Genomic DNA, 23,599 nt, shown 5'->3' with positions numbered 1-23,599 from the left:
CAAAATGGTTCAAAACCTACTAGTTCATGTTTTGAAAGCCGATTTCTGGAATTTTAGCAAGGATTTCTGCACGAGTAACAGCCCCTTGGCGTAGAATATGTGCTGTTTCCCCAGATAAATCCAAAATAGTTGAATCCTGACCTGTTAGAAAAGCATCATCTTCTATACCAAGAACTTCATGGCTGAACTCTATCATAATTTGCTGAAAGTTTACTCCACTACTCTTTCCAGATAAATTTGCAGACGGACCAATGAGAGGTCCGAATTTTCTAATCAAGTCCAAGGTTTTAGGATGACTAGGAACACGAAAACCAATTGTTTTCATACCTGAATTTACCCAAGTTGGAACTTGTTCATTAGCTTGTAAAATAATAGTTAAAGGACCGGGTAGAAAAGATCGGTAAAGCCTTTCTAGATATTGAGGCTGATGTTTGGAAAATTGATAAATATCTTCTAAACTTGAAACATTTAAATTCAAGGCTTTGTCGCGAGGTCTATCTTTTAAATCATAGACATGATTGACAGCCTGCTTGTCCAATGCCTTACAAAATAAACCATATACCGTTTCTGTTGGCAAGACGACTGCTCCTCCGCTACTCAACGTTTCTTCAATTTTATCCACGATCTACCACTACCATTCTATCTTTTCCGAATTGATCTTGCAAGACACGAATTCTCATTTTGGGAAATGCAGACTCAAATAGCTTTTTTACATACTCCCCTTGTTTGTAGCCAATTTCGAGATAGATTTTTCCTTTTTTTGTTAAATGTTTTTGGGCGTTCTCAGCAATTTTTCGATAAACGGCATAGCCGTCTTCCACGGCAAAAAGAGCAAGATGAGGTTCTGAAGCAAGTACATTTAGTCCTACTTCTTCTCTGTCCGTCTCTGAAATATAGGGCGGATTGGATACAATAATATCATACTTTCCTGTAATTGCCAGAAAACAATCAGACTGAACAAAATCAATCGCTACATCAATAACTTCCGCATTTTCTTGCGCCAAATCCAGAGCATCTTGGGAAATGTCGGAAGCTGTAACTTGCCAATTATCACGATCAATAGCCAAAGATAGAGCAATTGCTCCGCTACCAGTTCCAATATCTAAAACCTTTATATTGGTATTAGGATTTTCAGACAAGATAAGGTCAACTAATTCTTCTGTTTCTGGACGGGGAATCAACACTCGTTCATCTACTTTGAACGAATGACCATGAAATTCTGCACTCCCAATAATGTATTGAGCAGGCCTATGAACTAATAATTGAGATTGAATTTCTTTCAGCAATTCTATATCATCTGCGGTTGCTTCTGCTTGCATTTTCAACACAAACTTGGTGAAAGATAAGTTTCTCAGAACTCGAAAAGTAAAGGAGAGGCTTTCTGCTTCTTCGCCAATTGCTTCAAGCTGCTTTTCCATTTCAGCAAGAATTTGAGCCAATTTCATTATTTATTCAATTTTTCTAATTTTTTCGTTTGATCATACAATACCAAGGCATCTACGATTTCATCTAATTTTCCAGCTAAAATCGTATCTAATTTTTGCAGCGTCAAACCAATACGGTGGTCTGTCACACGATTTTGTGGGAAATTATAGGTACGAATCCGTTCTGAGCGATCCCCAGTACCGATGGTCGATTTTCGCTCGACATCTTGCTCGTCTTGTGCGATTTGCGCAAAATGGTCAGCTACACGCGCACGGATAATCTTCATAGCTTTGTCACGATTCTTCTGTTGCGTTCTTTCTTCTTGCATTTCAACTTTGATATTTGTTGGCAAGTGAACGATCCGAACGGCCGTTGCAACTTTATTGACATTCTGACCACCAGCACCAGAAGCATGATAAATATCAATCCGAAGATCTTTTGGATCAATATCATATTCCACTTCTTCGATTTCAGGCATGACTAAAACTGTTGCTGTCGAAGTGTGAACTCGTCCTTGGCTTTCTGTCACTGGGACACGCTGTACACGGTGAGCGCCTGATTCGTATTTTAATTTGGAATAAACAGATTGGCCCGAAACCATAGCTATTACTTCTTTAAAGCCACCTACTCTATTCATAGAGGCTTCCATAACCTCAAATTTCCACCCTTGCGATTCCGCATATTTTTGATACATTGTCAGAAGGTCGCCAGCAAAGAGTGAAGCCTCGTCACCTCCTGCTGCTCCACGGATTTCTAAGATAATGTTTTTGTCATCATTTGGATCTTTTGGCAAAAGAAGAATTTTTAATTTTTCCTCATATTCTTCTTTTTCAGTTTTCGCATCTTTGAGCTCTTGCTTTGCCATTTCTTCCAAATCAACATCGCCAGTAGCGTCTTTAATCATTTCTTCAGCGTCTGTGATGTTTTGGAGCACTTTTTTATATTCACGATAAGTTGTTACCGTATCGCGTATGCTTGCTTCTTCTTTGGAAAATTCCATAAAACGCTTGGTGTCACTGACAACATCTGGATCACTCAGAAGTTCGCCCAACTCTTCATAACGATCCTCAACGGCTTGTAGTTGTTCATAAATATTCATCGTTTGCTATTCTCTCCTTCGATTCTCATTTCCTCTATTTCTGGCTGAAAATAATGTTTCCGACAGACAGGAATGTATGTTTCATTCCCACCGATTTGAATCTGCTCACCTTCATAAACTGGCTGACCATTTGTTGTTCTTAATACCATAGTTGCCTTTTTTGAGCAAAATTGACAAATCGTTTTAATCTCATCAATTTTATCTGCTAAAAGCAGGAGATACTTAGAACCTTCAAATAACTCATTACGAAAATCATTTTTCAAACCAAAAGCCATAACTGGTACGTTTAATTCGTCAACTACTCTTGCCAAATCATAGACATGATGACGAGAAAGAAACTGAGCTTCATCAATCAATACGCAATAAGGCTTTTCAGGCATTTCTTGAATGAAGCGGAAAATATCAGTATCTTCTGCTATTGCCATTGCTTTTCGTTTCATGCCGATACGACTAGAAACAACACCGAAACCATCACGTGTATCAAGTGCACTCGTCATGATAACAACACCTTTGCCCTGTTCTTCGTAATTGTGTGCCACTTTTAAAATTTCGATGGTTTTGCCCGAATTCATCGTGCCATATTTATAATACAATTGAGCCATTTTCTTTAATTCGTTTCAAATTCTCCAATTTTTAATACTTCTTATTTTACCATATTCTGACACGCTTTAAAACCTAATTTGTGATAAAATAAAAATATCAAAGATAAAAAGGAGATATAACATGCCATTTGTTAGAATTGATTTGTTTGAAGGACGCACTTTAGAGCAAAAGAAAGCTCTTGCAAAAGAAATTACTGCTGCTGTCGTGAAAAATACTGGCGCACCACAATCTGCTGTTCATGTCATTATTAATGATATGCCAGAAGGAAGTTATTTCCCACAAGGAGAAATGCGTACAAAATAACAAAAAAGAATCTTGGATAAAAATCTGAGATTCTTTTTGTTTCAAAATAGTAAGAATGCATGTGCGGTATATAACCTAATTTCTTTTTTGAATATGGTTAAGTCGGAGTTGATATAAAATGCCACTAACAACCAGACTGACAATTAAGCCAAACCAATAAGCAAAGGGACCTAAATTTGTGATATGATCTAATAGTAGTCCAACTGGTAACGCCACCCCCCAATAACCAATCAATCCCAAATAAAATGGAACTTTTGTATCCTTATAACCGCGTAAAATTCCTTGAAGAGGCGCTGCGAAAGTATCTGCTAATTGAAAAAACAAACTATAAGTTAAGAAAACGGATGTCAGACGAATGAATTCTTTGTTCGTTCCATACAATGAAGCGACTTGATGACGAAAAAGATATAAAAATATCAGTGTGAACATAGCAAATCCCAGTGCGGTCACTCTCCCAAGAGTACAATATTTTCTCACAACATCCAGTCGTTGAGCACCAATTTCGTAAGATACGATAATCGCCATTGCATTAGAAATACTCATGGGGAAAGCATACATAAGATTCGAAAAATTAATAGCAGATTGGTGACTGGCAATGACTAATGAAGAAAATTTTGCCATGAGTAAACCGACAACTGAAAATATCACAACTTCTGCAAAAACGGTCCCTCCAATAGGAAAACCTAGGCGCATACCTTCCAGCAACCCTTTTTTGTCTAAAGGACGAATTTTCCATAATTGATATTTTTTGATTTTAGAGTGTCTTTTTGCAACGACTATTGAAAGAATTAGCAGTACCCAGTAGGCCAATGAAGTGCCTAACCCTGCTCCTGCTCCGCCCATTTCCGGAAATCCAAAAGCACCATAAATTAGAATATAGTTAAAGCTAGCATTCAATGGCAACAGAAGTAACATTAGATACATAGATAGTCTTGTCAAACCTAAAGCATCTAATATAGAGCGAACAACACTAAATAAAAGTAATGGGATAATTCCAAACGCTAAATACCAGAGATAATGTATAGCAACTTTTGCTACTAAAGATTCTAAGTTCATGTTGGACAAAACCAGCGGTCCACCTAAAAAAACGAGTCCGAACAAGAGAAGAGACAAGCCAAGAGATAAATAAATAAACTGATAAAAATCAGAAGCGACTTTTTCTTCTCGATTTTGTCCTAAATGATGCCCAATAATTGGAACCAAAGCTGAGACAATGCCGGTCAGAAAAGTAAAGAAAGGATTCCATAAACTAGTTGCCATTGAAACTCCAGCTAGATGTAAAGTATGGTAATGTCCCGTCATTGTTGTGTCCACAAAAGAGGCTGAAAAATTGGCAAGTTGATAAATCAAAATTGGCAAAAAAATTGAGACGAATAATATCATTCGTTCTTTTAAATTGCGAGTTTGGTACATAAAATCTCCTCAAATAGTTCTTTCTCTCTTAACTATACTATAAGCAATTGGAATAGTCAAAAAGGCTAGGAGAAAATCCTCCTAGTCTTCTCTTGTTTCTGTTCTTGACTAACTTATCTCTTCTCATAAAATCAAGAACTATTACATCAAATTGGAATATAAACAGATAGTGTTTCTATTATCAATGCGCATCACCATTCCAAATGGAATTTTTTACAATGACATAATCCACATGTTTGAGACCAGCTAAATCCTTTCCGCCAGCATAGGAAATGGCACTTTGCAAATCTTGCTCCATTTCAACCAACGTATCAGCTAAACGCCCTTTAACCGGTAAAAGAATTTTCTTTCCTTCAACATTTTTATAAGCTCCTTTTTGGTATTCAGAAGCCGATCCATAATATTCTTTGAATTGTTCGCTGTCTACTTCGACTGTTTTTCCAGGACTCTCAACATGACCTGCAAACAAGGAGCCAATCATTACCATTGTAGCCCCAAAGCGGATAGACTTAGCAATATCGCCATGCGTACGAATACCACCATCTGCAATAACTGGCTTTCGAGCGGCTTTCGCACACCAACGAAGAGCTGCTAACTGCCAACCACCTGTTCCAAACCCTGTTTTAACTTTCGTAATGCAGACTTTTCCTGGACCAATACCGACCTTGGTCGCATCGGCACCTGCATTTTCCAACTCACGCACTGCTTCTGGCGTTCCAACATTTCCTGCAATCACAAAAGTAGTTGGCAATTCCTTTTTAATGTGTTGAATCATGTCAATCACACTGTCTGAGTGCCCATGCGCAATATCAATCGTGATATATTCAGGGGCGTCTGCTTTCAGCTGACTAACGAAATCGTATTCATAATCTTTCACACCAACTGAAATGGAAGCGATCAATCCTTGTTCATGCATGCGTTTAATAAACGGAATGCGCCCCGCTTCATCAAAACGATGCATGATATAAAAATACCCACTTTTAGCCAATTTTTCTGCTACATCTTCATCAAGAATGGTCTGCATATTGGCTGGGACAACAGGAAGTTTAAAAGTATGATTTCCAAAAGTAACTGTCGTATCTGCTTCTGAGCGGCTTTTGATGACACATTTATTAGGAATCAATTGAACATCTTCGTAGTCAAAGATAGGAAATTCATTTAGCATAAAAAGGACTCCTTATGATTAAATTGACCTACCTATGCTTTCGCATCGCTACGCCTTTCCTGACGTTTCCTTTAGTATTATAACATAAAGTACAGAAATTAAAATAAATTAACACAAAACGATATTTTTCGTTCGGAATTAAATGCAAAATTCTTATTTTGCGAGGAAAAAATACTCTCTTCTTTTATAGTAATAAATCCTTCATCCGACCAATATCTGATTTCTTCACAACTACATAAATCATATCTCCTAGATAAAGACGCGTGCTGCCATTCACTGTTTGATTCTTTCCGTTATGATGTTGCATGGTAATCAAAAGATCTCTTGGAAGTTCTAATTCGTGAACTTGCTTGCCGGCTATTTTTTCAGAGACAGGAATTTCGATAAGTGTTGTCTCTCCGTCATCTGCTACACTATCTGGAAGCATTCGCTCTAACATAGCTTCATACACAGGTGCTCCGCCCAATAAATCCATTACAACATAGGCCACTAAAGTTACTAAACCAAGAGGCATAAGATTCCGTATATCTCCAACCATCTCGGTCACCAAAATGATTGCTGTCAACGGAGCTTTAGAAATTGCACCAAAGTAGCCGCTCATGCCTAAAATAATAAAAATAGGAAATTGCTCTTGTGTTGCAAAGCCTAATTGTACACAAACAACACCAGCAATCGCTCCCAAAAGAGAGCCAAGAGCTAAAATAGGTAGAAAAATACCACCAGGCAGCCCGCTACCGTAGCTGAGCATACTCCAAATAAAGCGGATGATGAAAAACATCACCAATGTCAGCAGCAAATAATGCTGACTGGTCAAAGAAAGAACTAGCTGATTGCCACCGCCTAAAAGCTGCGGAAAGATATACCCTATTGGAAGAATGAAAGTGAAAGCTATAATGGGATAGTATTGCAAAGAAAGGTGAAGATGTTTTCCGACCGCATCGTAAATACGAGGCATAGCTAAGACGACTTTTTCATATAAAAATCCAAAAAAACCAAGAAAAACTCCCAACAACAGATACAGCCAATATTGCCCTAGTCCCATCAGAGGAATATTATCAGGCATATTTAATACAGGAGTCAGCCCAAAAATCATGAGTGAAACAAAATTCGCCGTCAAACTTGCAGCCAAAGACGAGACCCAAAAGAAACGCGAAAAATGATGATAGACTTCCTCAATAACAAATAGTAACCCTGCAATCGGAGCATTAAAAGCCGCTGCTAAACCTGCTGCTGCTCCGCTCGCAATCAGAGAACGTTCTTCCACAGGGCTTAAATGAAGATATTTGGCAATTCCCTTTCCTCCCATTGCTCCAAGCTGAATACTTGGACCTTCACGCCCTAACATCAAGCCGCTTGCAATGGCTAAAACCCCAAGAATATACTTTTTCCAGAGGACGCTCCACCATGACAAGCTCATCAGTCCTTTCAATTCCGCTTCTACTTGCGGAATTCCAGAACCTTTAATATTCTTTTCTGAAAGCGTTAATTTTGCACTAATCCAAATGACACAAGCATAAAACAGCAGAATGAAAACAAACCAAATGGTATTGCCATGGCCTTGTTGATAGAAATGTTGAACAATATGAAATCCTTTTTCAATCAAAAAACGAAAAGAACCAACAATTGCACCCACGATGATTCCGACTAAAATTCCTCTTGAAACTTGCAGAATGATTGAACTAGATGTAAATGCGAATTCTTTCTTAGTATTTGATACTCCTTTTTCTGTCTGAACAGACATCATTGCCTCCCGAATATGTTCTCTTTCTATTTTAGCATAATTTTTCATTTTTTATTGCTTGCGGAAATTGTTTTGGAGAATGAAATCTAGATAAAAAATCAAACCAGCCTCATACGAAACTGGTTTGTAAACTCAATATCTTATCCTTATTTTTCAGCTGTCAAAGCTGCCATTGTAATGTAGTTATAAGGCTTGTTAAAGTGTGGCAGGAAGAAAATATCTGTCAACGCTAATTTATCAATAGTCACTTTTTCTTGGATTGCAAGTGAGAAGAGATGAATACCCATTGAAATATCTTCGTGTGAAGCCATTTGTGCTCCAAGAATGACACGTGTATCTTTATCGAATACGATACGAATAGCCACTTCATAGTTATCGTGTTTGATAAATTCTGGCTTTTGAAGGTCGTTAAAGCCAGTTTCGACGGCATTGTAACCAGCAGCTTTTGCTTTTTCTAAGGTCAAACCAGTTGAAACCATTTTAAGGTCGTAAATGTTGATACCGTTTGAACCTTGCACACCAATGCCTTCTAACTCATGACCAGTAGCGTTGTAAGCTCCGACAATACCTGAACGAACAGCATTTGAAGCAAGGGCGATATAACTCATATCATCTAGAGCATTGTCATAAATCGTTGCACAATCACCAACTGCATAAACTCCTGGAATGCTTGTTTCTTGTTTTTTATCAACAAGGAAAGCACCGTTATGGAAAAGCTTAATTTTGCCAGCGCCAAGAGCCGTGTTTGGACGGAAGCCAACAGCCATAATGACCATGTCAACATCAAACGTTTCTTTATCCGTTACAATCCGTTCAACTTTGTCTTCACCTTCAACCGCTTGCACAGTTTGACCATAGGCAAGTTTAATGCCATGATCTGCCAAGTTTTTACTCATCAAGTCAGACAATTCACGATCGTAGTAACCAGCAAGACAAGTGTCTGCCACATCGATCAAGGTCACTTCTTTTCCGAGACGTTCGAAAGCTTCTGCCAGTTCAACACCAATGTAACCAGCTCCTACAACAGCAACACGATTAATACCTTCGTTGTTTTTCAGCTTTTCAATCACTTCGGCAGAATTTTGATACAATTTTACAAATTGAATATTTTCAAGAGTTGCTTTAAATTCGCGATTACCTTCAACAATTTCTACACCTTTTATTGGTGGAATAATTGGTTGTGAACCTGTTGCAAAAATCAATTTTTCATAAGATTCTACATGCTTTTGCCCATTTACAAGTGCAGTCACTTCTTTTTTGTCGTAATCAACGGACAAAACAGGACTTTCCATATAAACTTTAGCACCTTTAGCTTCAAGCTTTTCTTTATCTGAATAGAACAAACCTTCTGGACCATCAATTTGTTTTCCAATCCAAAGTGCCATTCCACATCCTAAAAATGAAATATTTGAATTTTGATCAAACACAACAATTTCATTTTCATTTCCAAAGTTGTCAAGCATCGTATTGATACAAGCTGTGCCGGCATGATTGGCACCGATAACGACAATTTTACTCATAGAGCAATTCCTACCTTAATTTTAATTTACAGACTTATTATAACATCTCGTGTGAACGTTTACAATATATTTGTTCATAAAACTGAAAAATATTACATTTCTTATCAATTTGATAGAACTTTTCATGAATGATTTCATTTCTAATCTCAATGTATGTAAGCTCCCTCCAGACTGTATTACTCTGTTTGAGGTAGATAGTTCCTCTGTCATTATCATAAAATTATTTAGAAAAACTTTATGAAAGTACTATTTATCTGTTACAATAAAGATATAATAAAAGGTATTGATGACGTCTCGTTTGCTCCTGTAGGTGGTCAAGCCAGTGTCGACACTACTTCTGGCGCTTCGGATGCAGGTAGCCACAGTGACGGTGCGGGTGAAGCAGATGCTACTTCTGCTGCTTCCAGTCATTGATCTAAAGAAAAGGTTGAGAAATCTTGTCTCATCCTTTTTCTGTGCAAAAGATCATTCCATAAGATTCACTTGCGCAGATCTCGTGAACTTGTTATAATGAATATACGCAAACGTTTTCTGCCACAAGGAGATAATGATGATTGAAGCAAATCAATTATATAAGACATATAGTATTGTCGAGAAAGAATTAGGTCTTAAAGGTTCTATCAAAGCCTTTTTTCGCCCTAAGAAAAAACAAATTCATGCTGTACAGAATATTTCATTAACGGTTCAAAAAGGTGAAATTATTGGTTATATTGGTTCGAATGGAAGCGGAAAATCCACGACTATAAAAATGCTGACGGGTGTTCTTTATCCAGATCGAGGCAGTGTTAAAATTAATGGACTTACCCCACAGAAACATCGCACAGCAGTCAATAAGCAAATTGGCGTTTTGTTCGGACAAAAATCACATTTACGTTGGGATATTCCTGTGCTGGAATCTTTTATTTTGCATGCGAAGATCTATGACGTTCCTGATAAAGTTTTTGAGGAACGCTTGGAGCAATTAATTGAGCTGTTGCAGCTAGGAGATTTTATTCACCAGCCTGTTCGTAATCTTTCGCTCGGGCAACGAGTTCGCTGCGAATTTGCTGCTATATTCATTCATCAACCTGCCGTTGTTTTCTTGGATGAACCTACAATCGGTCTTGATGCCAGTGTAAAAGAAACCATCCGCTCTTTCATTCGCTTTATGAATAAAGAGTATCAGACAACTTTCCTCATTACGTCTCATGATATGCAGGATATTGAGTCGCTCTGCGAACGAATTTTCATTATTGATAAAGGTAAAAAGGTTTATGATGGAAGTCTGACGCAATTAAGAGAAAAGTTTTCAACAATTAAAACCATTTCTTTCAAAACGCAAACGCCAATAGAAGAGCTGTTCCAAATCAATGGTTTTCGTTTTGAGAAAATTGACTCTTATCATTTCAATATCCATTATCAGACGGATATTTATACTAATGCCCAAGTTATCAATCAGATTTTTGAGCATTATTCAATCGAAGACCTAGCTATCAAAGAATTGACAATTGAAAATATCGTCAAACAAATTTATGAGGAGGGGCTTGATGAGTAAATATATTCATATCACACGATTAGCTCTTATTACGCAACTTCAATATAAATCTTTCTTTGTTGCAACTCTGATTCGTACTTTCATACAAGTTCTTGTCTCTATTTTTGTTTGGAAAACCATTTTTTTCACCCAATCTCACGTTAATGGTTATACTTTAGAAACGTTCACTACCTATATTATCTTCGCAAATCTACTGGGAAATCTAAATAGTTTTAGTATTGGACGGGATCTATCTCTGATGATTGTAGATGGAAATATTACTGGCGAGCTACTTTATCCTTACTCTTTAATTACTTCGCTCTTTTTCCAAGACTTTGCTGTCAAAATTGTTGAAATTGTCAAATTCATTCCAATTTTATTAGTTATCCCTTTGCTTCAAGGACAGTTTTATCTTCCAAATTGGCAGACAGGATTGCTTTTCCTATTTTCTAGTTTATTAGGAATGTTTATCATCCTCCTGTTAGATTTAGGATTTAGCTTAACAGCCTTCTTCACGGCAAATACTTGGGGAATTTTGATTCTCAGAAACGGGCTTTTTTCACTCGCTTCAGGAGCGCTTTTGCCACTAAGTTTTTATCCAGAAAATATTGCAAACATTTTGAAACTATTACCTTACAGCTTTGCTGTTAATTTTCCGGTCAATATCCTTTTGAGAAGACAGGTTAATTTTGAGCTTTTCTGGATTCAGTTGGCTTGGATTCCGATACTTTCAGCTTTTATTGCTCTACTTTGGTACCAAGCTAAACGTCGTTTAGTCATTTTAGGAGGTTGAAGATGAAATACATCAGCATTTATTTTTATAACCTCAAAGCTTACTTGATTGCTAGTATGTCTTATAGAATGGACTTCTTTATTGGACTTATTTCTTCTTTGATTGAACAGATTGTTTATTTAATCTTTTTAAATGTATTATTTGCAAATATCAAGGAAATTGCCGGATTCAACTATGGACAAATGCTATTTATTTATGGAATGGCAACTATCGGACGTTCAGTTCACCTGATTTTCTTTGATAATCTTTGGATGTTTGGAAGCCGCTATATTCGCAAAGGTGAGTTTGAACGCCTGCTTATCATGCCCATCAATCCTCTTTTTCAGCTAATTTGTGAACGCGTGCAGCTACAAGGATTTGGCACAACACTAATGGGAGCTATTGCAACTTATCAAGCCTATCATTTACTCGGACTGCACTGGAACATTTTTCATCTACTTCTCTTTGTCTTTATCTGTATTTGTATTGGTTTACTCTATGCTGCTATTCAATTAGGACCTACTGCTCTTGCTTTTTGGATTGTCGAATCTTTCCCTATCACAATGGGGATTTTCTCCCTCAATCAAATGGCACAATACCCTATCAAAATTTACCCAACCTTTATCCAATTGATACTAATTTTTGTATTTCCTTATGCTTTTACTTCTTTTTTTCCAGCTCTTTATTTTTTAAATCTAAGCTGGATTGGTTTGCTACTTCCTTTAGTCCTACTTGTTATTTTTACTATCAACTACGCTCTATTCAAATACGGCATGAAAAAATTCTCCAGTGTTGGGAATTAAATATTAAAAACCAACTGAAATCTTTCATCAGTTGGTTTTATTTGCCTTTGGAAAATAGAGACGAATCTCCGTATAAGTATTTTCTTCAGATTTAATTTCCATGTGATAGGATTTACCAAATTGTAATTGCAAACGCTGATTAACATTCTTCAAACCGACACCACCTAGGTGCATCAGGAGGGTATCAGCTGTATCATGAGTGACAAATCCTCGACCATTATCGTAAATGGAAAGAATTAGTTGATGACTATTTTCATAAACACTAACTCGAATCATCCCTTGACGATTCATTTCCTTGATACCATGATAAATCGCATTTTCAACCAGAGGCTGCAAAATTAATTTTGGAATCTGATAATTATCATAAGCACTTAACTCTTCAATTTCATACTGTAATTTCTCTCCATACCGCTGTTTTTGAATGAACAAATATTGCCGAACATGATCAATTTCATCCTTGAGAGAAATTTGTTCATGACCTTGATTAAGTGCCAAACGGAAATACTTAGCCAGTGATTTTGTGACTTCTACAACACGTTTGCTATCGTTAAATTCTGCCATCCAAACAATGGTATCTAATGTATTGTACAAAAAATGAGGGTTAATTTGACTGGAAAGTGCCTGTAATTCATACTTTCTGACATTTTGCTCTTCTTCTTTTACAGCCATCATCAATTTATCAATCTGATTGAGCATTGTATTAAACTGCTTGGCCAAATCAATCAATTCAGGGGATCCTTTTTCAACAGCTCGCAAGTGCGCATTCCCAGATCCGATAGCTAAAATGGTCTCTTGCAACTCATGCAAGGGCTTAATCCATAAACGCAAGATAAACCAAATGCCAATAAGACAAATACCTAAAGCTAATAATCCTGTTCCGATAAAAGACCAAAGAATTTGTTTTTGAACAGCATGCAGTTGCTCCATAGAAGACACACCAATCAAGGTCCAGTCACTATGTGGAATTTGGTACTGAGATACGTAGGCTTGCTTTGATTTTACATAACCATTTTTTGCAGCAATATAGGGCGCCATCGCGCGCATTTCAGTAGCGGATGAATAAACTGTTTTCTTTGGATGATAGACAAAATCATGTTTGTCATTCACAATGAAGGTAAAACCGTCTTTCCCCAGTTGCAGGCGATCTAGATAGGCTTCCAACGTCTTGTAACCAATATCAAGTCGAACAACTCCTAGATTTTTCCCATCTTTATCCACTACCTCTTGTGTAATGGACACAACCCATTTTTCAGCAGCTTCTACCTTATCAACAGTTTTGCGCGCTGGTGTTAAGACAGGCATAGTCCCTTTGTGAATGGCATCCTGATACCAACTTTCTTGCATCATATCATTAGATGTTTTCACTGTTAAATTGGGATCAGTTGAGATGAGATTGCCATTTTTTGTTACCAAAACAGCGGATACCAAATCTGAATCTGTCTTTAAAATCATTCCCATCAACTGACGAAGCTGTTCAGCATTATCCGCATCGGGCTTTTGAGCATACGCTTTTACTTTATCGCTTTCAGCTAAACTGCTGGTAGTTTCTTTTAGCTTTTGTAAATAAGAAGTGATAAATTGTCCACTTTGTTGAATGGTATTACGCGTCGTTTGCTCCGTCGTTTGTCGAATAGCCGCCGAGCTAGTTTGATAGTACAACCCTCCAACAATTCCTAAAAGAACTAATATCATCACAAAAACATAAATCACTAACTGAATCAGCAGCGAATAACGTTTCATTTACTGTCTCCTTTTTTAAATTGCCGAGGTGTCACTCCAACGATTTGCTTAAAGCGTTGAGAAAAATAATTCATATCCTCAAAGCCGACTTGCTCTGCTACTTCGTATACTTTTAAATCCGTCGTTAGCAATAGCAACTTTGCTTTTTTCATTCGCTCTTGAATTAAATAATCTTGAAATGGCAAACCTAGTTCCTTTTTAAGCAATACACTCAAATAAGATGGACTAAAGCCTAATTGAAAGGCTAAAGATTTCAAGGATAATTCTGTATCAGCTAATCGATCATGAATCGCTTGCTCCAAGTCCGAAAACTCTGCTTTCTCCACTAACTCATGCACTTGTTGCTGTTTCTTTTCCTTATCCAATTTTTCTTTTACTTTTATCAACATAGCTTCAACATCTTCTCTCGAAAATGGCTTTAGCAAATAATCATCTGCACCCAATTTAACAGCCGAAAGAGCATAATCAAAATCGTCATACCCCGTCAGAAAAATAATATGTAATTGCGGATACTGTTCTCTTGCTAATTGGGCTAATTTAATACCATTCATCTGAGGCATATTAATATCAGTCAGGATAATATCTGGGCATTCTGCTTGAATTTTTTCCCAAGCCTCTAAACCATTTTCAGCCTCACCTATCACTTGCATATTAAATTTTTTAAAGTTTACTAAAGACGAAATACCTTGTCGAACAAGGTATTCATCTTCTACAATCATAATTGAATACACGAGCGCGCTCCTACCATTTACTAAACTCATTATAGCAAATTTTTTCTTAAAATGCTGTTAGACATAGTTCAATAAATATCCATAACCTTTGCTTTCCATTTGGTCTTTAGGAATAAACTTGATAGACAAGCTATTAATACAATAACGAAGTCCACCTTTATCTTTAGGACCATCTGTAAAAACATGCCCCAGATGGGAATTTCCAACGCGACTTCGCACTTCTGTCCGAGTCATATTAAAGCTATGGTCTTCTTTATAGTTTGCGACATCCGGACTAATCGGACGTGTAAAGCTTGGCCAGCCACAGCCTGATTCAAATTTATCTTTTGATGAGAATAATGGCTCACCTGTTACAACATCGACATAGATTCCTACATCAAATTTATCCCAATAACGATTTGAAAAAGCGCGCTCTGTATCATCTTTTTGAGTCACTGCATACTCTTCCTCTGTCAGTTTTTTCTTAATTTCAGCATCTGACGGTTTTTTATATTTAGAAGCATCAATGACTGGATAGGCAGCCTGTTTAACATTGATATGACAATATCCGTTTGGATTTTTCTTCAAATAATCTTGATGGTATTCTTCAGCTTTGATAAAATGTTTGAGCGGCTCTTTTTCAACCGCCAAAGCTGTTTTAAATTTTTTGCTTTGTTCTTCAAAAACCTTGTTAATCGTTTCAACATCAGCTTGATCTTTGTAATATACTCCTGTGCGATATTGTACGCCACGGTCATTTCCTTGTTTATTTTTGCTGGTTGGATCGATAATTCTAAAGTAATGCAGCAAGATTTCTCTTAAAGAAATTTTATTGGCATCATAAGTCACATGAACCGTTTCAGCGTGTTTAGTTTGTGAGATTAGTTCATAATTCGTTGTTTCGCTATTTCCGTTCGCATAGCCAGAAACTGCGTCTACTACACCATTTACACGAGAGAAATATTCTTCCACCCCCCAGAAACAACCACCTGCAAGATAAATATGTTTTAAATTAGCATTTTTCAAATCAGGTTTCTTGTTGTTGACGGGTGTCGTTTGGCTAACGGACGCTTCTTTTATTTTGTCAATAGAAGATTTCGTTGTCATAAAACGCCCCCCCAAAACAATTGTACCAAGGATAAGTAAAATGGATCCGAGGAGTAAAAGCAATTTCATTTTGTGATCCATTGTCATTACCTCCTATTTGATACTTTTCAGAGTTGATTCAATTTCAGACTTTTTGATAAAACCTGGACGAGTTTTAACTAATTTTCCATTACTATCAATAAATGCGGCTGTTGGATAAGAGCGAACTCCATATTGCTCTAGTAATTTTCCGCTTGAATCAATCAAAACAGGTAAGTTTTTATAATCTAGTTTTGAATACCACTTTTTGAAATCTGCTTCTGATTTTTCACCCTTATGACCTGGAGAAACGACTGATAAAATAACGTAGTCTTTGCCATTTTCTTTCGCCAATTCATCTGTGTGTTTCAGCGTGGATAGACAGATTGAGCACCATGATGCCCAGAATTTCAAATAAACTTTCTTTCCTTTAAAATCTGATAGTTTATAAGTCTTGCCATCGACTCCTTTTAGATTAAAATCAGGAACAGCTTCTCCTTGATTTGCTTTTGTAGCAGTAACCTCATTGTTCTTGTTAGCTACTTGTCCTTGTTCAGCTTTATTTGTATCATTTGCTGAAGAATTTGTTTTTTGATTTGCACATGCACCTAAAAAGGTAGCACATAACAAACTCGTAACAACTAACATTGATTTTTTCATGGGATTTCCTCCTTTTTTATCCACCAAATATTGAAGCCAGAACGTTGAAATTTCCTAGCATGAGTAAGATTCCCATTAAAATAATGAGAGCCCCTCCAATCTTCTTCAATGTGCTCATATAAGGTTTAATTTTCCCAAAATGGCGCAATACAATTGAAGAAGCAAAAGCTAAAATAAGAAATGGGATAGCTAATCCTAGGGTATAAACCAACATGAGCAATCCACCTTGCCAAGCTCCATTTCCACCAGAAGCAGCAATAGCTAATACTGAACTAAGGACTGGGCCAACACAAGGTGTCCAACCAAAACTAAAAGTTACACCTAATAAGAAAGCATTGTAAAAATCATTCCTATTCTTATTTTGCTTTAATTGGAGACTTTTTTGTCGTTGTAATACCTTGAAATTTATCAACTCCATTTGATGAATACCAAGTAGAATGACAATAGCCCCCAGTACATAACGAAACCAATCAGCGTTCAAGATTTTTCCTAAAAATCCTGCTCCATATCCAAGAATTAGAAATACAACTGATAAACCAGCAATGAAAAATAGTGTTTTTACAATGCCATACCAAGAGATTTTCTTTCCCAAAACAGTCACTGTCCTCGGCTCATCTGTATCTAACAAAATTCCAACATACACCGGTAAGAGAGGTAAAATACACGGCGAGAAGAAAGATAAGATACCGGCCAAAAATACAGAAATTGAAAATACGGTTGATGCCATACCTTTTCTCCTTACTAATTTTCTTTATATAGCTAGTATATATGTGATGAGCAGAAAAAAATAGAGACGACGATTTGAAAAAACTTGAATTTAATATGGTCATAAAAAAATCTACCACTTTCGTGATAGACTTCTTGAGATTATTCCATTTCAAAAGTATCGCTTTTTTGCTTGTTCGGTAAAAACAAAGAGATTATAATTCCAATAACTGTTGGTAATAACCAAGGAATAGATGCTTGTGCAAGTGGTAGGGTGTTGATTATACTTATAAGAGCAGTTAATTTAAATTGTTGTCCAATAATACTTGCAAAGGCGATAGTTGTCACAACGGCTACTGTCAATTGCATCCCTACTTTAGATAAGGCAACAAATTTATTGACCATCACAATCATTACGATTGCAATAGTAATTGGATAAAGAATTTGTAAAACTGGCACAGAATACTGAATAATTGTTTCCAAGCCAAGATTTGCAATTGCAAATCCAATCAATGTAAAGACTGTCGCATAAGTTTTGTAAGCAATCGCAGGAAACGTTTTATTGAAAAATTCAGATGTTGAAACAATCAAACCGACCGTTGTGGTAAAACAAGTCACTATCACCATTACAGCAAGGAAAATTTGCGCTGTTGGTCCAAAAATAGCCTGTGTAGCTCTGGACAAGACATAGACCCCTTTATTGGCATCAGACGCCATTACATCAGCAGGAATCGGGAAATGATTCCCTAAGAAAGCCAATCCAATATACAACGCACTAAACCCAAGTGCCACAACCACTCCAACAATCCAAATAGTCGAAATATATTCTTTTTTATTGGCAAAACCAAGTTGGTTCAATGTTTGGACAGCAATAACACTAAAGGCAACAGAAGCAAGTGCGTCAAGCGTATTATACCCTTCAAGAAAGCCGGATCCAAAAGCTGCCTTTGCGTATTCTGCACTAGCTATTTGTGGTACGGTAGCCCCATATTTAATGACTCCTAAAATGATTAGAATGATAATCAAGATGGCAAAGACAGGGGTCAAAATACGACCAATCCGATACAAAATTTTAGAAGGATTTAATGAAATCAGATAAGCAGATACAAAATATAAAATTGTAAAAATAATGAGTCCCAAACCAGTCATATTACTCGGAAGCAATGGTGCGATCCCAACTTCATAGGAGGTAGTTGCTGTCCGTGGTATGGCAAAAAAAGGACCAATTGCTAAATAAAGAGCCACTAAGTAACTCGTTGCAAACCACGGAGAAATCTTTTTAGAAATCTCATAAACATAACCTTTTGGATTTAATGCACCAATAATCAATGTCAAAATAGCAATTCCAACTCCCGAAAGTACAAATCCAGAAATTGCTGGCCAAAAATTCTTACCTGACATAGCTCCTAAAGTTGGCGGAAAAATTAAATTACCTGCGCCGAAAAATATTCCGAACAAGAGTAATCCTGTTAATGCTCCTTTTTTTATCATCTTATCTCCTTAAAAATTTTGATAGATTCATTTTTTATAATTCAAAAAACTCCGATATAATTTTAAATATTTTATGAATTCTGAATATTTAGATTAAAATTAAAAGCAGCACAACAAAATAGATTGCACTGCTTTTTTTGCTTTATTTAATTCCTAAAGCAATACGTGCATAGCGACTCATTTTATCTACAGTCCATGCCGGATACCATACTAATCTCACGTCTACTTTGCTAACTTCTGGCACATCGGTCATCACGTCACGGATTTGATCAGTCAAGAAATCAGCCAACGGACATCCCATAGTAGTTAAAGTCATATCAATCTGCGTTTCACCATTTTCGTCATTGAAACGAATTTCATAGACCAAACCAAGATTAACAATATCAATTCCTAATTCAGGATCAATAACTTGTTCCAAACTTTCCAAGATACGATTTTTAATATCATCAATTTGTTCATTTGTGTATGTCATGGTGTCTCCTTTTATCTACTAATCCTCAATAAAGTCACGAAGCGGTTTGCTACGACTTGGATGACGCAATTTGCGCAGGGCTTTAGCCTCAATTTGTCGAATCCGTTCACGAGTTACGTTAAATACTTTTCCAACATCTTCCAGTGTACGCATTTTCCCATCATCTAGCCCAAAACGCAGACGCAGCACATTTTCTTCACGGTCTGTTAATGTATCAAGAACTTCATCTAATTGCTCACGCAAAACGATACGCGTTGTATAATCAACTGGATTTTCAATAACCTCATCCTCAATGAAATCACCCAAATGACTATCATCTTCCTCTCCAATTGGTGTTTCAAGAGAAACAGGTTCTTGTGCAATCTTCAAAATTTCACGGACTTTATCAGGCGTCATATCCATCCGCTCTGCAATTTGCTCTGGTGTTGGATCTTGTCCCAATTCTTGTAAAAGATTTCGTTGTTCCCGCACTAATTTATTAATCGTTTCAACCATGTGAACCGGAATCCGAATCGTACGAGCTTGATCAGCAATCGCACGAGTAATCGCTTGACGAATCCACCAAGTAGCATATGTTGAAAATTTGAAACCTTTAGTATAGTCAAACTTATCAACAGCTTTCATCAATCCCATATTTCCTTCTTGAATCAAGTCAAGAAACTGCATGCCACGCCCAACATAGCGCTTAGCGATGGAAACGACCAACCGCAAATTAGCTTCCGCCAAACGTTGCTTGGCTTCTAAATCGCCTTGTTCCACGAGGACAGCTAATTCTTGCTCTTCTTCATTGGTCAACAGCGGAACAACACCAATTTCCTTTAAATACATACGGACAGGGTCGTTTACTTTAGCAGAATTGCTACCAAGCAACTCCTCATCTGTTAATTCAGCTTCTTCTTCCTCTGTATTTAAGACCCGTTCACTTGGGTTGCCCTCTTTATCCGTAATAGCAATCCCTGCGTCCTGAATTCGTTGAAGAAGATCCTCAATACCATCAGCATTTAAAGTAAATGGAATGACTAATTGATCATTGATCTCATCATCGGTTGCTGTACCAGTTTTTTTATGGTTGCGAATAAATTCTGCAACTTGAACATCAAAAGTTGTTACTTCTTTTTGTTTTGTAGCCATTCTTACTCCATTCTCCTTTTTTGAGCAATAAATCGCTCTAACTCTGTTAATGCCGTATCTGCATCACCATTGTGAGATGCTTCACGAACTTTTTTGCCAATCAATTGATTTTCTTTTCGAAGCAATTCTTTATCTCGAGTCTGTTCCACTTCGACTAGCTCCTGCTCAGATACCTCTTTGGGCAGATTCTCTTCTAAAACCCGATACCAGGATTGCTGTACTGAGTCATTTTGTTCAGATAAATCTTGTGGCGTAACTTCACCATTCGTTTTTAAAATATTATACAAAGTTTGCAATTCTGCTGTTGCAAAATGAAAATCTTCTCTTAAACGATAATCATTTAAGATGACAGGATTCTCAATCATACGTTGCAAGAGATGACTTTCAGCTTTAATCAATCGCGATACTTGCTTCGTTATTGGAATATCAAATCGTGTCACCTGCTGACGAACTTGCTGTTGCTGTTCTTTTCTATTGACCAGGCGATGATTATTAACAGCTTGCTCCACCTGCTGATAGTCAAAATCAGGTAACAGCTCAGCTAACATATAAATATATGAATTCTGTGCAGTAATCGACTTGACTTGTGCAATCAAAGGCGACATTCGCTCCACAAATTCTAGCTGAGCTTGCAAGTTTTCTACATTATCTGGCTTCAGATAGTTTAAAAGAAATTCTATATCACTAATTCGTGTTTTGATAAGTAAATTTTGTAAATCGTCAGCAGAATTTTTTTTGATAAACTCATCTGGATCCATATTATCGGGAATCCTAACAATTTCAACTGACAAATTATGTAATTCATCCAGTGCTTTTTGTGTTGCTGCCTGTCCCGCTTTATCACCATCGTATGTTAAAATGACTTTCTTTGTGAACTTACGAAGATGCTCTACATGCTCATGCGTCAAAGCTGTCCCCATAGAGGCCACAGCATTTTCAATTCCAGCGCGATAAGCTGCAATAACATCCATAAAGCCTTCCATTAAGTAAACTTCATGACTTCTCTTGATAGTCGCTTTAGCTTTGTCTAGATGATACAACTCATAACTTTTATTGAAAATTGGTGTGCTGCGGCTATTTTTATATTTAGCAACTTTCTGCTCTATATCATTAGCCTGCCAAACACGACCCGAAAAAGCAATAACTTGCCCTGCATCATTTGTCAACGGAAACATAATCCGATTTTGAAAAGCATCATAAACCAGATTATTATCAGCTAAGTTAAATAAACCTGAATTCATAATGACGTGTTCGTCAAATTTCCCACTAACACTTCTATAAAGATAGTTGTTTTCATTAGGCGCTAAGCCGATTTGAAAATGCTTTATCACCTCATCTGTCAAGCCACGCTCATAAAGATAAGAACGTGCTTCTTCTCCTATCTTTGTTGTCATCAATACTGCATGATAAAACCTTGCAGCTTCCGTGTGAATGTCATAAAGTGCTTGATGAGGATTAGTATGAGTTGACTGTTCTGTTCTACTATGTTCTATTTCTAACGGAAACCCTGCACGATCGGCAACAATTTGTACAGCGTCCATAAAAGAAACGCCGCGATAATCTTCAATAAATTTAAAGACATCACCTGACTTCCCACAGCCAAAACAGTGATAAAATTGTTTTTCTTCTACTACATTGAATGATGGAGTTTTTTCCCCATGAAAAGGACAAAGCCCCAGATAATTCCTTCCGGCCTTTGTTAGAGCAACGACTTCTCCTATGATTTCGACGATATTGACGCTATTTTTAATATCAGAAATGATTTCTTTATCAATCAATAGACAACACCCCCAATTTATCATAGAATAACAACTTACATTTTATAATAAATTTACCAAAAAGTAAAATATTCACTATATTTTTTAGACATTTTATTGACTTTCCCCTTTTTTTAGATATAATATAGTTTAGTATTTTGAAAGGAAAAAGAAAATGTTAAAGGAATTAAAAAACTTTCTTCTTCGCGGTAACGTGATTGACCTAGCGGTCGGTGTCGTCATCGCTAATGCTTTTGGAGCCATCGTCAAATCATTGATTGAAGACGTTATTACTCCTTTGTTTCTCAATCCAGCTATAAAAGCTGCTGGTGTAGAACAAATTGCTGGTCTAAAATGGAATGGAATTGCATACGGCAGCTTCTTGAGTGCTATTATCAATTTCCTCGTCATTGGAACAGTCCTCTTCTTCATCGTTAAGTCTGTTGAAAAAGCACAAAACCTTACTAAAAAAGAAGATACTGTTGAAGAATCCGCAGGACCAACTGAATTAGAAGTTCTTCAAGAAATCAAAGCCTTGCTCGAAAAGAAATAGAGATTTGGGAGAAAAATAAAACATTGTAGGAGTTTGAGAAAATTTTTATCTCAGACTCTTTTCTTTTGAAATAGAAACAAAAAAACAGGATTTCAATCCTGCTTTTTCTATTATTAGAATTTTTTACGTTTACGAGCTGCTTCTGATTTGCGTTTGCGTTTTACAGAAGGTTTTTCATAGAATTCACGTTTGCGTGTTTCTTGAAGAGTACCAGCTTTAGTAACCGCACGTTTAAAACGACGAAGAGCATCGTCAAGGGATTCATTCTTACGTACTACTGTTTTTGACATTTTTTTCACTCCCTTCAAGCTTAAAATCCTTTAAATTTTATCATATTGAAATACACTTGTCAAGTCCCATGAGAATGTGGAATGTGTCTGTTTTTTGGAGAAATCGAAAAAATTGATTGAGCATCTGACAACTACCTCATTCTGTAATCTAGGCTACAAATTTATCGGATTTGTTCAAAATGCAAATGAACTGCGATATGATCGCCATAGCCGTTCCGGTCTAAATCACGTTGCAAGCGATAGGAAATGTAATGCTCAGCAATCGTAATATAACCAGCACCTAACAGACGATTTTCTACCATAGATTGGATCATACTAATAGTAGCTCGCTCAACCCTCGCTTCTTCCAAATCTAGCACTACCTTTTTGGTTACAAGTGCTAAATTTTGACGTAGATCATCTGTCAAGACATAGACTGTTTGTGCTGCTTTCAGAATAGCTTGATAAATTTTATCTGGATTAAAATCAGTAACTTCTCCATTACGTTTGATGACTTGCATGAGAAACTCCTTTAAAATTAGTTAGTTTCGTGTACTTAGTACAGTAAAAATATTATACTATTTTTTCACTAATTCTCAAAACGATAGATATTTTGAGAAGTTTAGTAG

General features: G+C 36.8%; 25 protein-coding genes. 6 read left to right on the top strand and 19 right to left on the bottom strand.

Annotated elements, in window-relative coordinates; all coding sequences use genetic code 11:
- Positions 1-19: 19 nt before the first annotated feature.
- Genes H8787_RS05860 through H8787_RS05845 form a run of 4 tightly spaced genes read right to left on the bottom strand, consistent with a single transcriptional unit; the run spans position 20 to position 3,126 of the window.
- On the bottom strand, positions 20-622 hold the full coding sequence (locus H8787_RS05860) for an L-threonylcarbamoyladenylate synthase (protein WP_039677094.1): 603 nt from the start codon (positions 620-622) through the stop codon (positions 20-22).
- On the bottom strand, positions 615-1,445 hold the full coding sequence (prmC, locus tag H8787_RS05855) for a peptide chain release factor N(5)-glutamine methyltransferase (protein ID WP_187327663.1): 831 nt from the start codon (positions 1,443-1,445) through the stop codon (positions 615-617). Before prmC ends, H8787_RS05860 begins: the two co-directional genes overlap by 8 nt.
- Positions 1,445-2,524: a peptide chain release factor 1 gene (gene prfA, locus H8787_RS05850; RefSeq protein ID WP_187327662.1), complete on the bottom strand. Its 1,080-nt coding sequence runs from the start codon at positions 2,522-2,524 to the stop codon at positions 1,445-1,447. The genes prmC and prfA overlap by 1 nt, the downstream gene beginning before the upstream one ends.
- Positions 2,521-3,126: a thymidine kinase gene (locus tag H8787_RS05845; protein WP_006267725.1), complete on the bottom strand. Its 606-nt coding sequence runs from the start codon at positions 3,124-3,126 to the stop codon at positions 2,521-2,523. The genes prfA and H8787_RS05845 overlap by 4 nt, the downstream gene beginning before the upstream one ends.
- Positions 3,127-3,229: 103 nt before the next feature.
- Between H8787_RS05845 and H8787_RS05840 the strand changes: the two genes are divergently transcribed.
- Positions 3,230-3,430, top strand: a complete 201-nt coding sequence (locus H8787_RS05840) for a 4-oxalocrotonate tautomerase (protein ID WP_255313457.1) — start codon at positions 3,230-3,232, stop codon at positions 3,428-3,430.
- 75 nt (positions 3,431-3,505) lie between these two features.
- Here the strand turns inward: H8787_RS05840 and H8787_RS05835 are convergent, their stop codons facing one another.
- From H8787_RS05835 to nox, 4 genes are all read right to left on the bottom strand, one after another.
- Positions 3,506-4,843, bottom strand: coding sequence for an MATE family efflux transporter (locus tag H8787_RS05835; RefSeq protein ID WP_049492758.1), 1,338 nt, complete (start codon positions 4,841-4,843; stop codon positions 3,506-3,508).
- Positions 4,844-5,024: 181 nt separating this feature from the next.
- Complete coding sequence (gene guaC, locus H8787_RS05830) at positions 5,025-6,008, bottom strand: GMP reductase (RefSeq protein ID WP_037597040.1); 984 nt, start codon at positions 6,006-6,008, stop codon at positions 5,025-5,027.
- 184 nt (positions 6,009-6,192) lie between these two features.
- Positions 6,193-7,749, bottom strand: coding sequence for a ClC family H(+)/Cl(-) exchange transporter (locus tag H8787_RS05825; protein WP_187328373.1), 1,557 nt, complete (start codon positions 7,747-7,749; stop codon positions 6,193-6,195).
- 146 nt (positions 7,750-7,895) lie between these two features.
- Complete coding sequence (gene nox, locus H8787_RS05820) at positions 7,896-9,269, bottom strand: H2O-forming NADH oxidase (RefSeq protein WP_187327661.1); 1,374 nt, start codon at positions 9,267-9,269, stop codon at positions 7,896-7,898.
- Positions 9,270-9,506: 237 nt separating this feature from the next.
- Between nox and H8787_RS05815 the strand changes: the two genes are divergently transcribed.
- The 4 genes from H8787_RS05815 (at position 9,507) to H8787_RS05800 (ending at position 12,357) form a co-directional block, all read left to right on the top strand.
- Positions 9,507-9,683: a hypothetical protein gene (locus H8787_RS05815; protein WP_172594015.1), complete on the top strand. Its 177-nt coding sequence runs from the start codon at positions 9,507-9,509 to the stop codon at positions 9,681-9,683.
- 136 nt (positions 9,684-9,819) lie between these two features.
- Positions 9,820-10,803, top strand: coding sequence for an ATP-binding cassette domain-containing protein (locus H8787_RS05810; protein WP_006269571.1), 984 nt, complete (start codon positions 9,820-9,822; stop codon positions 10,801-10,803).
- Positions 10,796-11,575 (top strand): ABC transporter permease, encoded by a 780-nt coding sequence (locus tag H8787_RS05805; protein ID WP_003077011.1) that lies wholly within the window; start codon positions 10,796-10,798, stop codon positions 11,573-11,575. Before H8787_RS05810 ends, H8787_RS05805 begins: the two co-directional genes overlap by 8 nt.
- A gap of 2 nt (positions 11,576-11,577) precedes the next feature.
- Complete coding sequence (locus tag H8787_RS05800) at positions 11,578-12,357, top strand: ABC transporter permease (protein ID WP_037619524.1); 780 nt, start codon at positions 11,578-11,580, stop codon at positions 12,355-12,357.
- A 27-nt stretch (positions 12,358-12,384) separates the two neighbouring features.
- Here the strand turns inward: H8787_RS05800 and H8787_RS05795 are convergent, their stop codons facing one another.
- The 9 genes from H8787_RS05795 to dnaG all read right to left on the bottom strand — a co-directional run bounded on the left by H8787_RS05795 (position 12,385) and on the right by dnaG (position 22,169).
- Complete coding sequence (locus H8787_RS05795; protein ID WP_150202763.1) at positions 12,385-14,097, bottom strand: sensor histidine kinase; 1,713 nt, start codon at positions 14,095-14,097, stop codon at positions 12,385-12,387.
- Positions 14,094-14,828 (bottom strand): response regulator, encoded by a 735-nt coding sequence (locus H8787_RS05790; RefSeq protein ID WP_187327660.1) that lies wholly within the window; start codon positions 14,826-14,828, stop codon positions 14,094-14,096. Before H8787_RS05790 ends, H8787_RS05795 begins: the two co-directional genes overlap by 4 nt.
- A 57-nt stretch (positions 14,829-14,885) precedes the next feature.
- Positions 14,886-15,995, bottom strand: coding sequence for a peptide-methionine (R)-S-oxide reductase MsrB (msrB, locus tag H8787_RS05785; RefSeq protein ID WP_187327659.1), 1,110 nt, complete (start codon positions 15,993-15,995; stop codon positions 14,886-14,888).
- 12 nt (positions 15,996-16,007) lie between these two features.
- On the bottom strand, positions 16,008-16,592 hold the full coding sequence (locus H8787_RS05780; protein WP_003069149.1) for a redoxin family protein: 585 nt from the start codon (positions 16,590-16,592) through the stop codon (positions 16,008-16,010).
- A 16-nt stretch (positions 16,593-16,608) separates the two neighbouring features.
- On the bottom strand, positions 16,609-17,319 hold the full coding sequence (ccdA2, locus tag H8787_RS05775; protein WP_003069152.1) for a thiol-disulfide oxidoreductase-associated membrane protein CcdA2: 711 nt from the start codon (positions 17,317-17,319) through the stop codon (positions 16,609-16,611).
- 140 nt (positions 17,320-17,459) lie between these two features.
- Positions 17,460-18,788 carry a branched-chain amino acid transport system II carrier protein gene (gene brnQ, locus H8787_RS05770; RefSeq protein WP_187327658.1) on the bottom strand — a complete coding sequence of 443 codons (1,329 nt, stop codon included), beginning with the start codon at positions 18,786-18,788 and terminating at the stop codon, positions 17,460-17,462.
- Between the two features lie 142 nt (positions 18,789-18,930).
- Positions 18,931-19,260: a metal-sulfur cluster assembly factor gene (locus tag H8787_RS05765; protein WP_003069160.1), complete on the bottom strand. Its 330-nt coding sequence runs from the start codon at positions 19,258-19,260 to the stop codon at positions 18,931-18,933.
- 18 nt (positions 19,261-19,278) lie between these two features.
- Positions 19,279-20,391 (bottom strand): RNA polymerase sigma factor RpoD, encoded by a 1,113-nt coding sequence (rpoD, locus tag H8787_RS05760; protein ID WP_003031450.1) that lies wholly within the window; start codon positions 20,389-20,391, stop codon positions 19,279-19,281.
- A 2-nt stretch (positions 20,392-20,393) separates the two neighbouring features.
- Positions 20,394-22,169: a DNA primase gene (gene dnaG / locus H8787_RS05755; RefSeq protein WP_316242643.1), complete on the bottom strand. Its 1,776-nt coding sequence runs from the start codon at positions 22,167-22,169 to the stop codon at positions 20,394-20,396.
- Positions 22,170-22,323: 154 nt separating this feature from the next.
- On the opposite strand from dnaG, the gene mscL reads away from it, so the two are divergent.
- A complete protein-coding gene (mscL, locus tag H8787_RS05750; RefSeq protein ID WP_006269480.1) occupies positions 22,324-22,701 on the top strand; it encodes a large conductance mechanosensitive channel protein MscL in 378 nt (125 codons plus the stop codon).
- Positions 22,702-22,814: 113 nt separating this feature from the next.
- Here mscL and rpsU read toward each other — a convergent pair whose 3' ends face one another.
- The gene (gene rpsU, locus H8787_RS05745; RefSeq protein WP_000048054.1) at positions 22,815-22,991 is read right to left on the bottom strand and encodes a 30S ribosomal protein S21; all 177 of its coding nucleotides are present in this window, start codon (positions 22,989-22,991) and stop codon (positions 22,815-22,817) included.
- Positions 22,992-23,152: 161 nt separating this feature from the next.
- Entirely contained in the window at positions 23,153-23,491 is a 339-nt protein-coding gene (locus H8787_RS05740; protein WP_003069168.1) for an ATP cone domain-containing protein, read from the bottom strand.
- Between the last annotated feature and the right edge of the window lie 108 nt (positions 23,492-23,599).

The sequence above is a fragment of the Streptococcus sp. NSJ-72 genome, from assembly GCF_014334035.1.
GTDB lineage: Bacteria > Bacillota > Bacilli > Lactobacillales > Streptococcaceae > Streptococcus > Streptococcus constellatus.
Note: the sequence above shows the minus strand (reverse complement) of the source record. Positions and strands in the feature narration are given on the sequence as shown.

What these genes read in the sequence shown, in the direction of transcription:
- prmC (WP_187327663.1), bottom strand. Translation starts at nt 1,445, where the DNA reads ATGAAATTGGCTCAAATTCTTGCTGAAATGGAAAAGCAGCTTGAAGCA.
- prfA (WP_187327662.1), bottom strand. Translation starts at nt 2,524, where the DNA reads ATGAATATTTATGAACAACTACAAGCCGTTGAGGATCGTTATGAAGAG.
- H8787_RS05845 (WP_006267725.1), bottom strand. Translation starts at nt 3,126, where the DNA reads ATGGCTCAATTGTATTATAAATATGGCACGATGAATTCGGGCAAAACC.
- H8787_RS05835 (WP_049492758.1), bottom strand. Translation starts at nt 4,843, where the DNA reads ATGTACCAAACTCGCAATTTAAAAGAACGAATGATATTATTCGTCTCA.
- guaC (WP_037597040.1), bottom strand. Translation starts at nt 6,008, where the DNA reads ATGCTAAATGAATTTCCTATCTTTGACTACGAAGATGTTCAATTGATT.
- H8787_RS05825 (WP_187328373.1), bottom strand. Translation starts at nt 7,749, where the DNA reads ATGTCTGTTCAGACAGAAAAAGGAGTATCAAATACTAAGAAAGAATTC.
- nox (WP_187327661.1), bottom strand. Translation starts at nt 9,269, where the DNA reads ATGAGTAAAATTGTCGTTATCGGTGCCAATCATGCCGGCACAGCTTGT.
- H8787_RS05815 (WP_172594015.1), top strand. Translation starts at nt 9,507, where the DNA reads ATGAAAGTACTATTTATCTGTTACAATAAAGATATAATAAAAGGTATT.
- H8787_RS05810 (WP_006269571.1), top strand. Translation starts at nt 9,820, where the DNA reads ATGATTGAAGCAAATCAATTATATAAGACATATAGTATTGTCGAGAAA.
- H8787_RS05805 (WP_003077011.1), top strand. Translation starts at nt 10,796, where the DNA reads ATGAGTAAATATATTCATATCACACGATTAGCTCTTATTACGCAACTT.
- H8787_RS05800 (WP_037619524.1), top strand. Translation starts at nt 11,578, where the DNA reads ATGAAATACATCAGCATTTATTTTTATAACCTCAAAGCTTACTTGATT.
- H8787_RS05795 (WP_150202763.1), bottom strand. Translation starts at nt 14,097, where the DNA reads ATGAAACGTTATTCGCTGCTGATTCAGTTAGTGATTTATGTTTTTGTG.
- msrB (WP_187327659.1), bottom strand. Translation starts at nt 15,995, where the DNA reads ATGGATCACAAAATGAAATTGCTTTTACTCCTCGGATCCATTTTACTT.
- H8787_RS05780 (WP_003069149.1), bottom strand. Translation starts at nt 16,592, where the DNA reads ATGAAAAAATCAATGTTAGTTGTTACGAGTTTGTTATGTGCTACCTTT.
- ccdA2 (WP_003069152.1), bottom strand. Translation starts at nt 17,319, where the DNA reads ATGGCATCAACCGTATTTTCAATTTCTGTATTTTTGGCCGGTATCTTA.
- brnQ (WP_187327658.1), bottom strand. Translation starts at nt 18,788, where the DNA reads ATGATAAAAAAAGGAGCATTAACAGGATTACTCTTGTTCGGAATATTT.
- H8787_RS05765 (WP_003069160.1), bottom strand. Translation starts at nt 19,260, where the DNA reads ATGACATACACAAATGAACAAATTGATGATATTAAAAATCGTATCTTG.
- rpoD (WP_003031450.1), bottom strand. Translation starts at nt 20,391, where the DNA reads ATGGCTACAAAACAAAAAGAAGTAACAACTTTTGATGTTCAAGTTGCA.
- mscL (WP_006269480.1), top strand. Translation starts at nt 22,324, where the DNA reads ATGTTAAAGGAATTAAAAAACTTTCTTCTTCGCGGTAACGTGATTGAC.
- rpsU (WP_000048054.1), bottom strand. Translation starts at nt 22,991, where the DNA reads ATGTCAAAAACAGTAGTACGTAAGAATGAATCCCTTGACGATGCTCTT.
- H8787_RS05740 (WP_003069168.1), bottom strand. Translation starts at nt 23,491, where the DNA reads ATGCAAGTCATCAAACGTAATGGAGAAGTTACTGATTTTAATCCAGAT.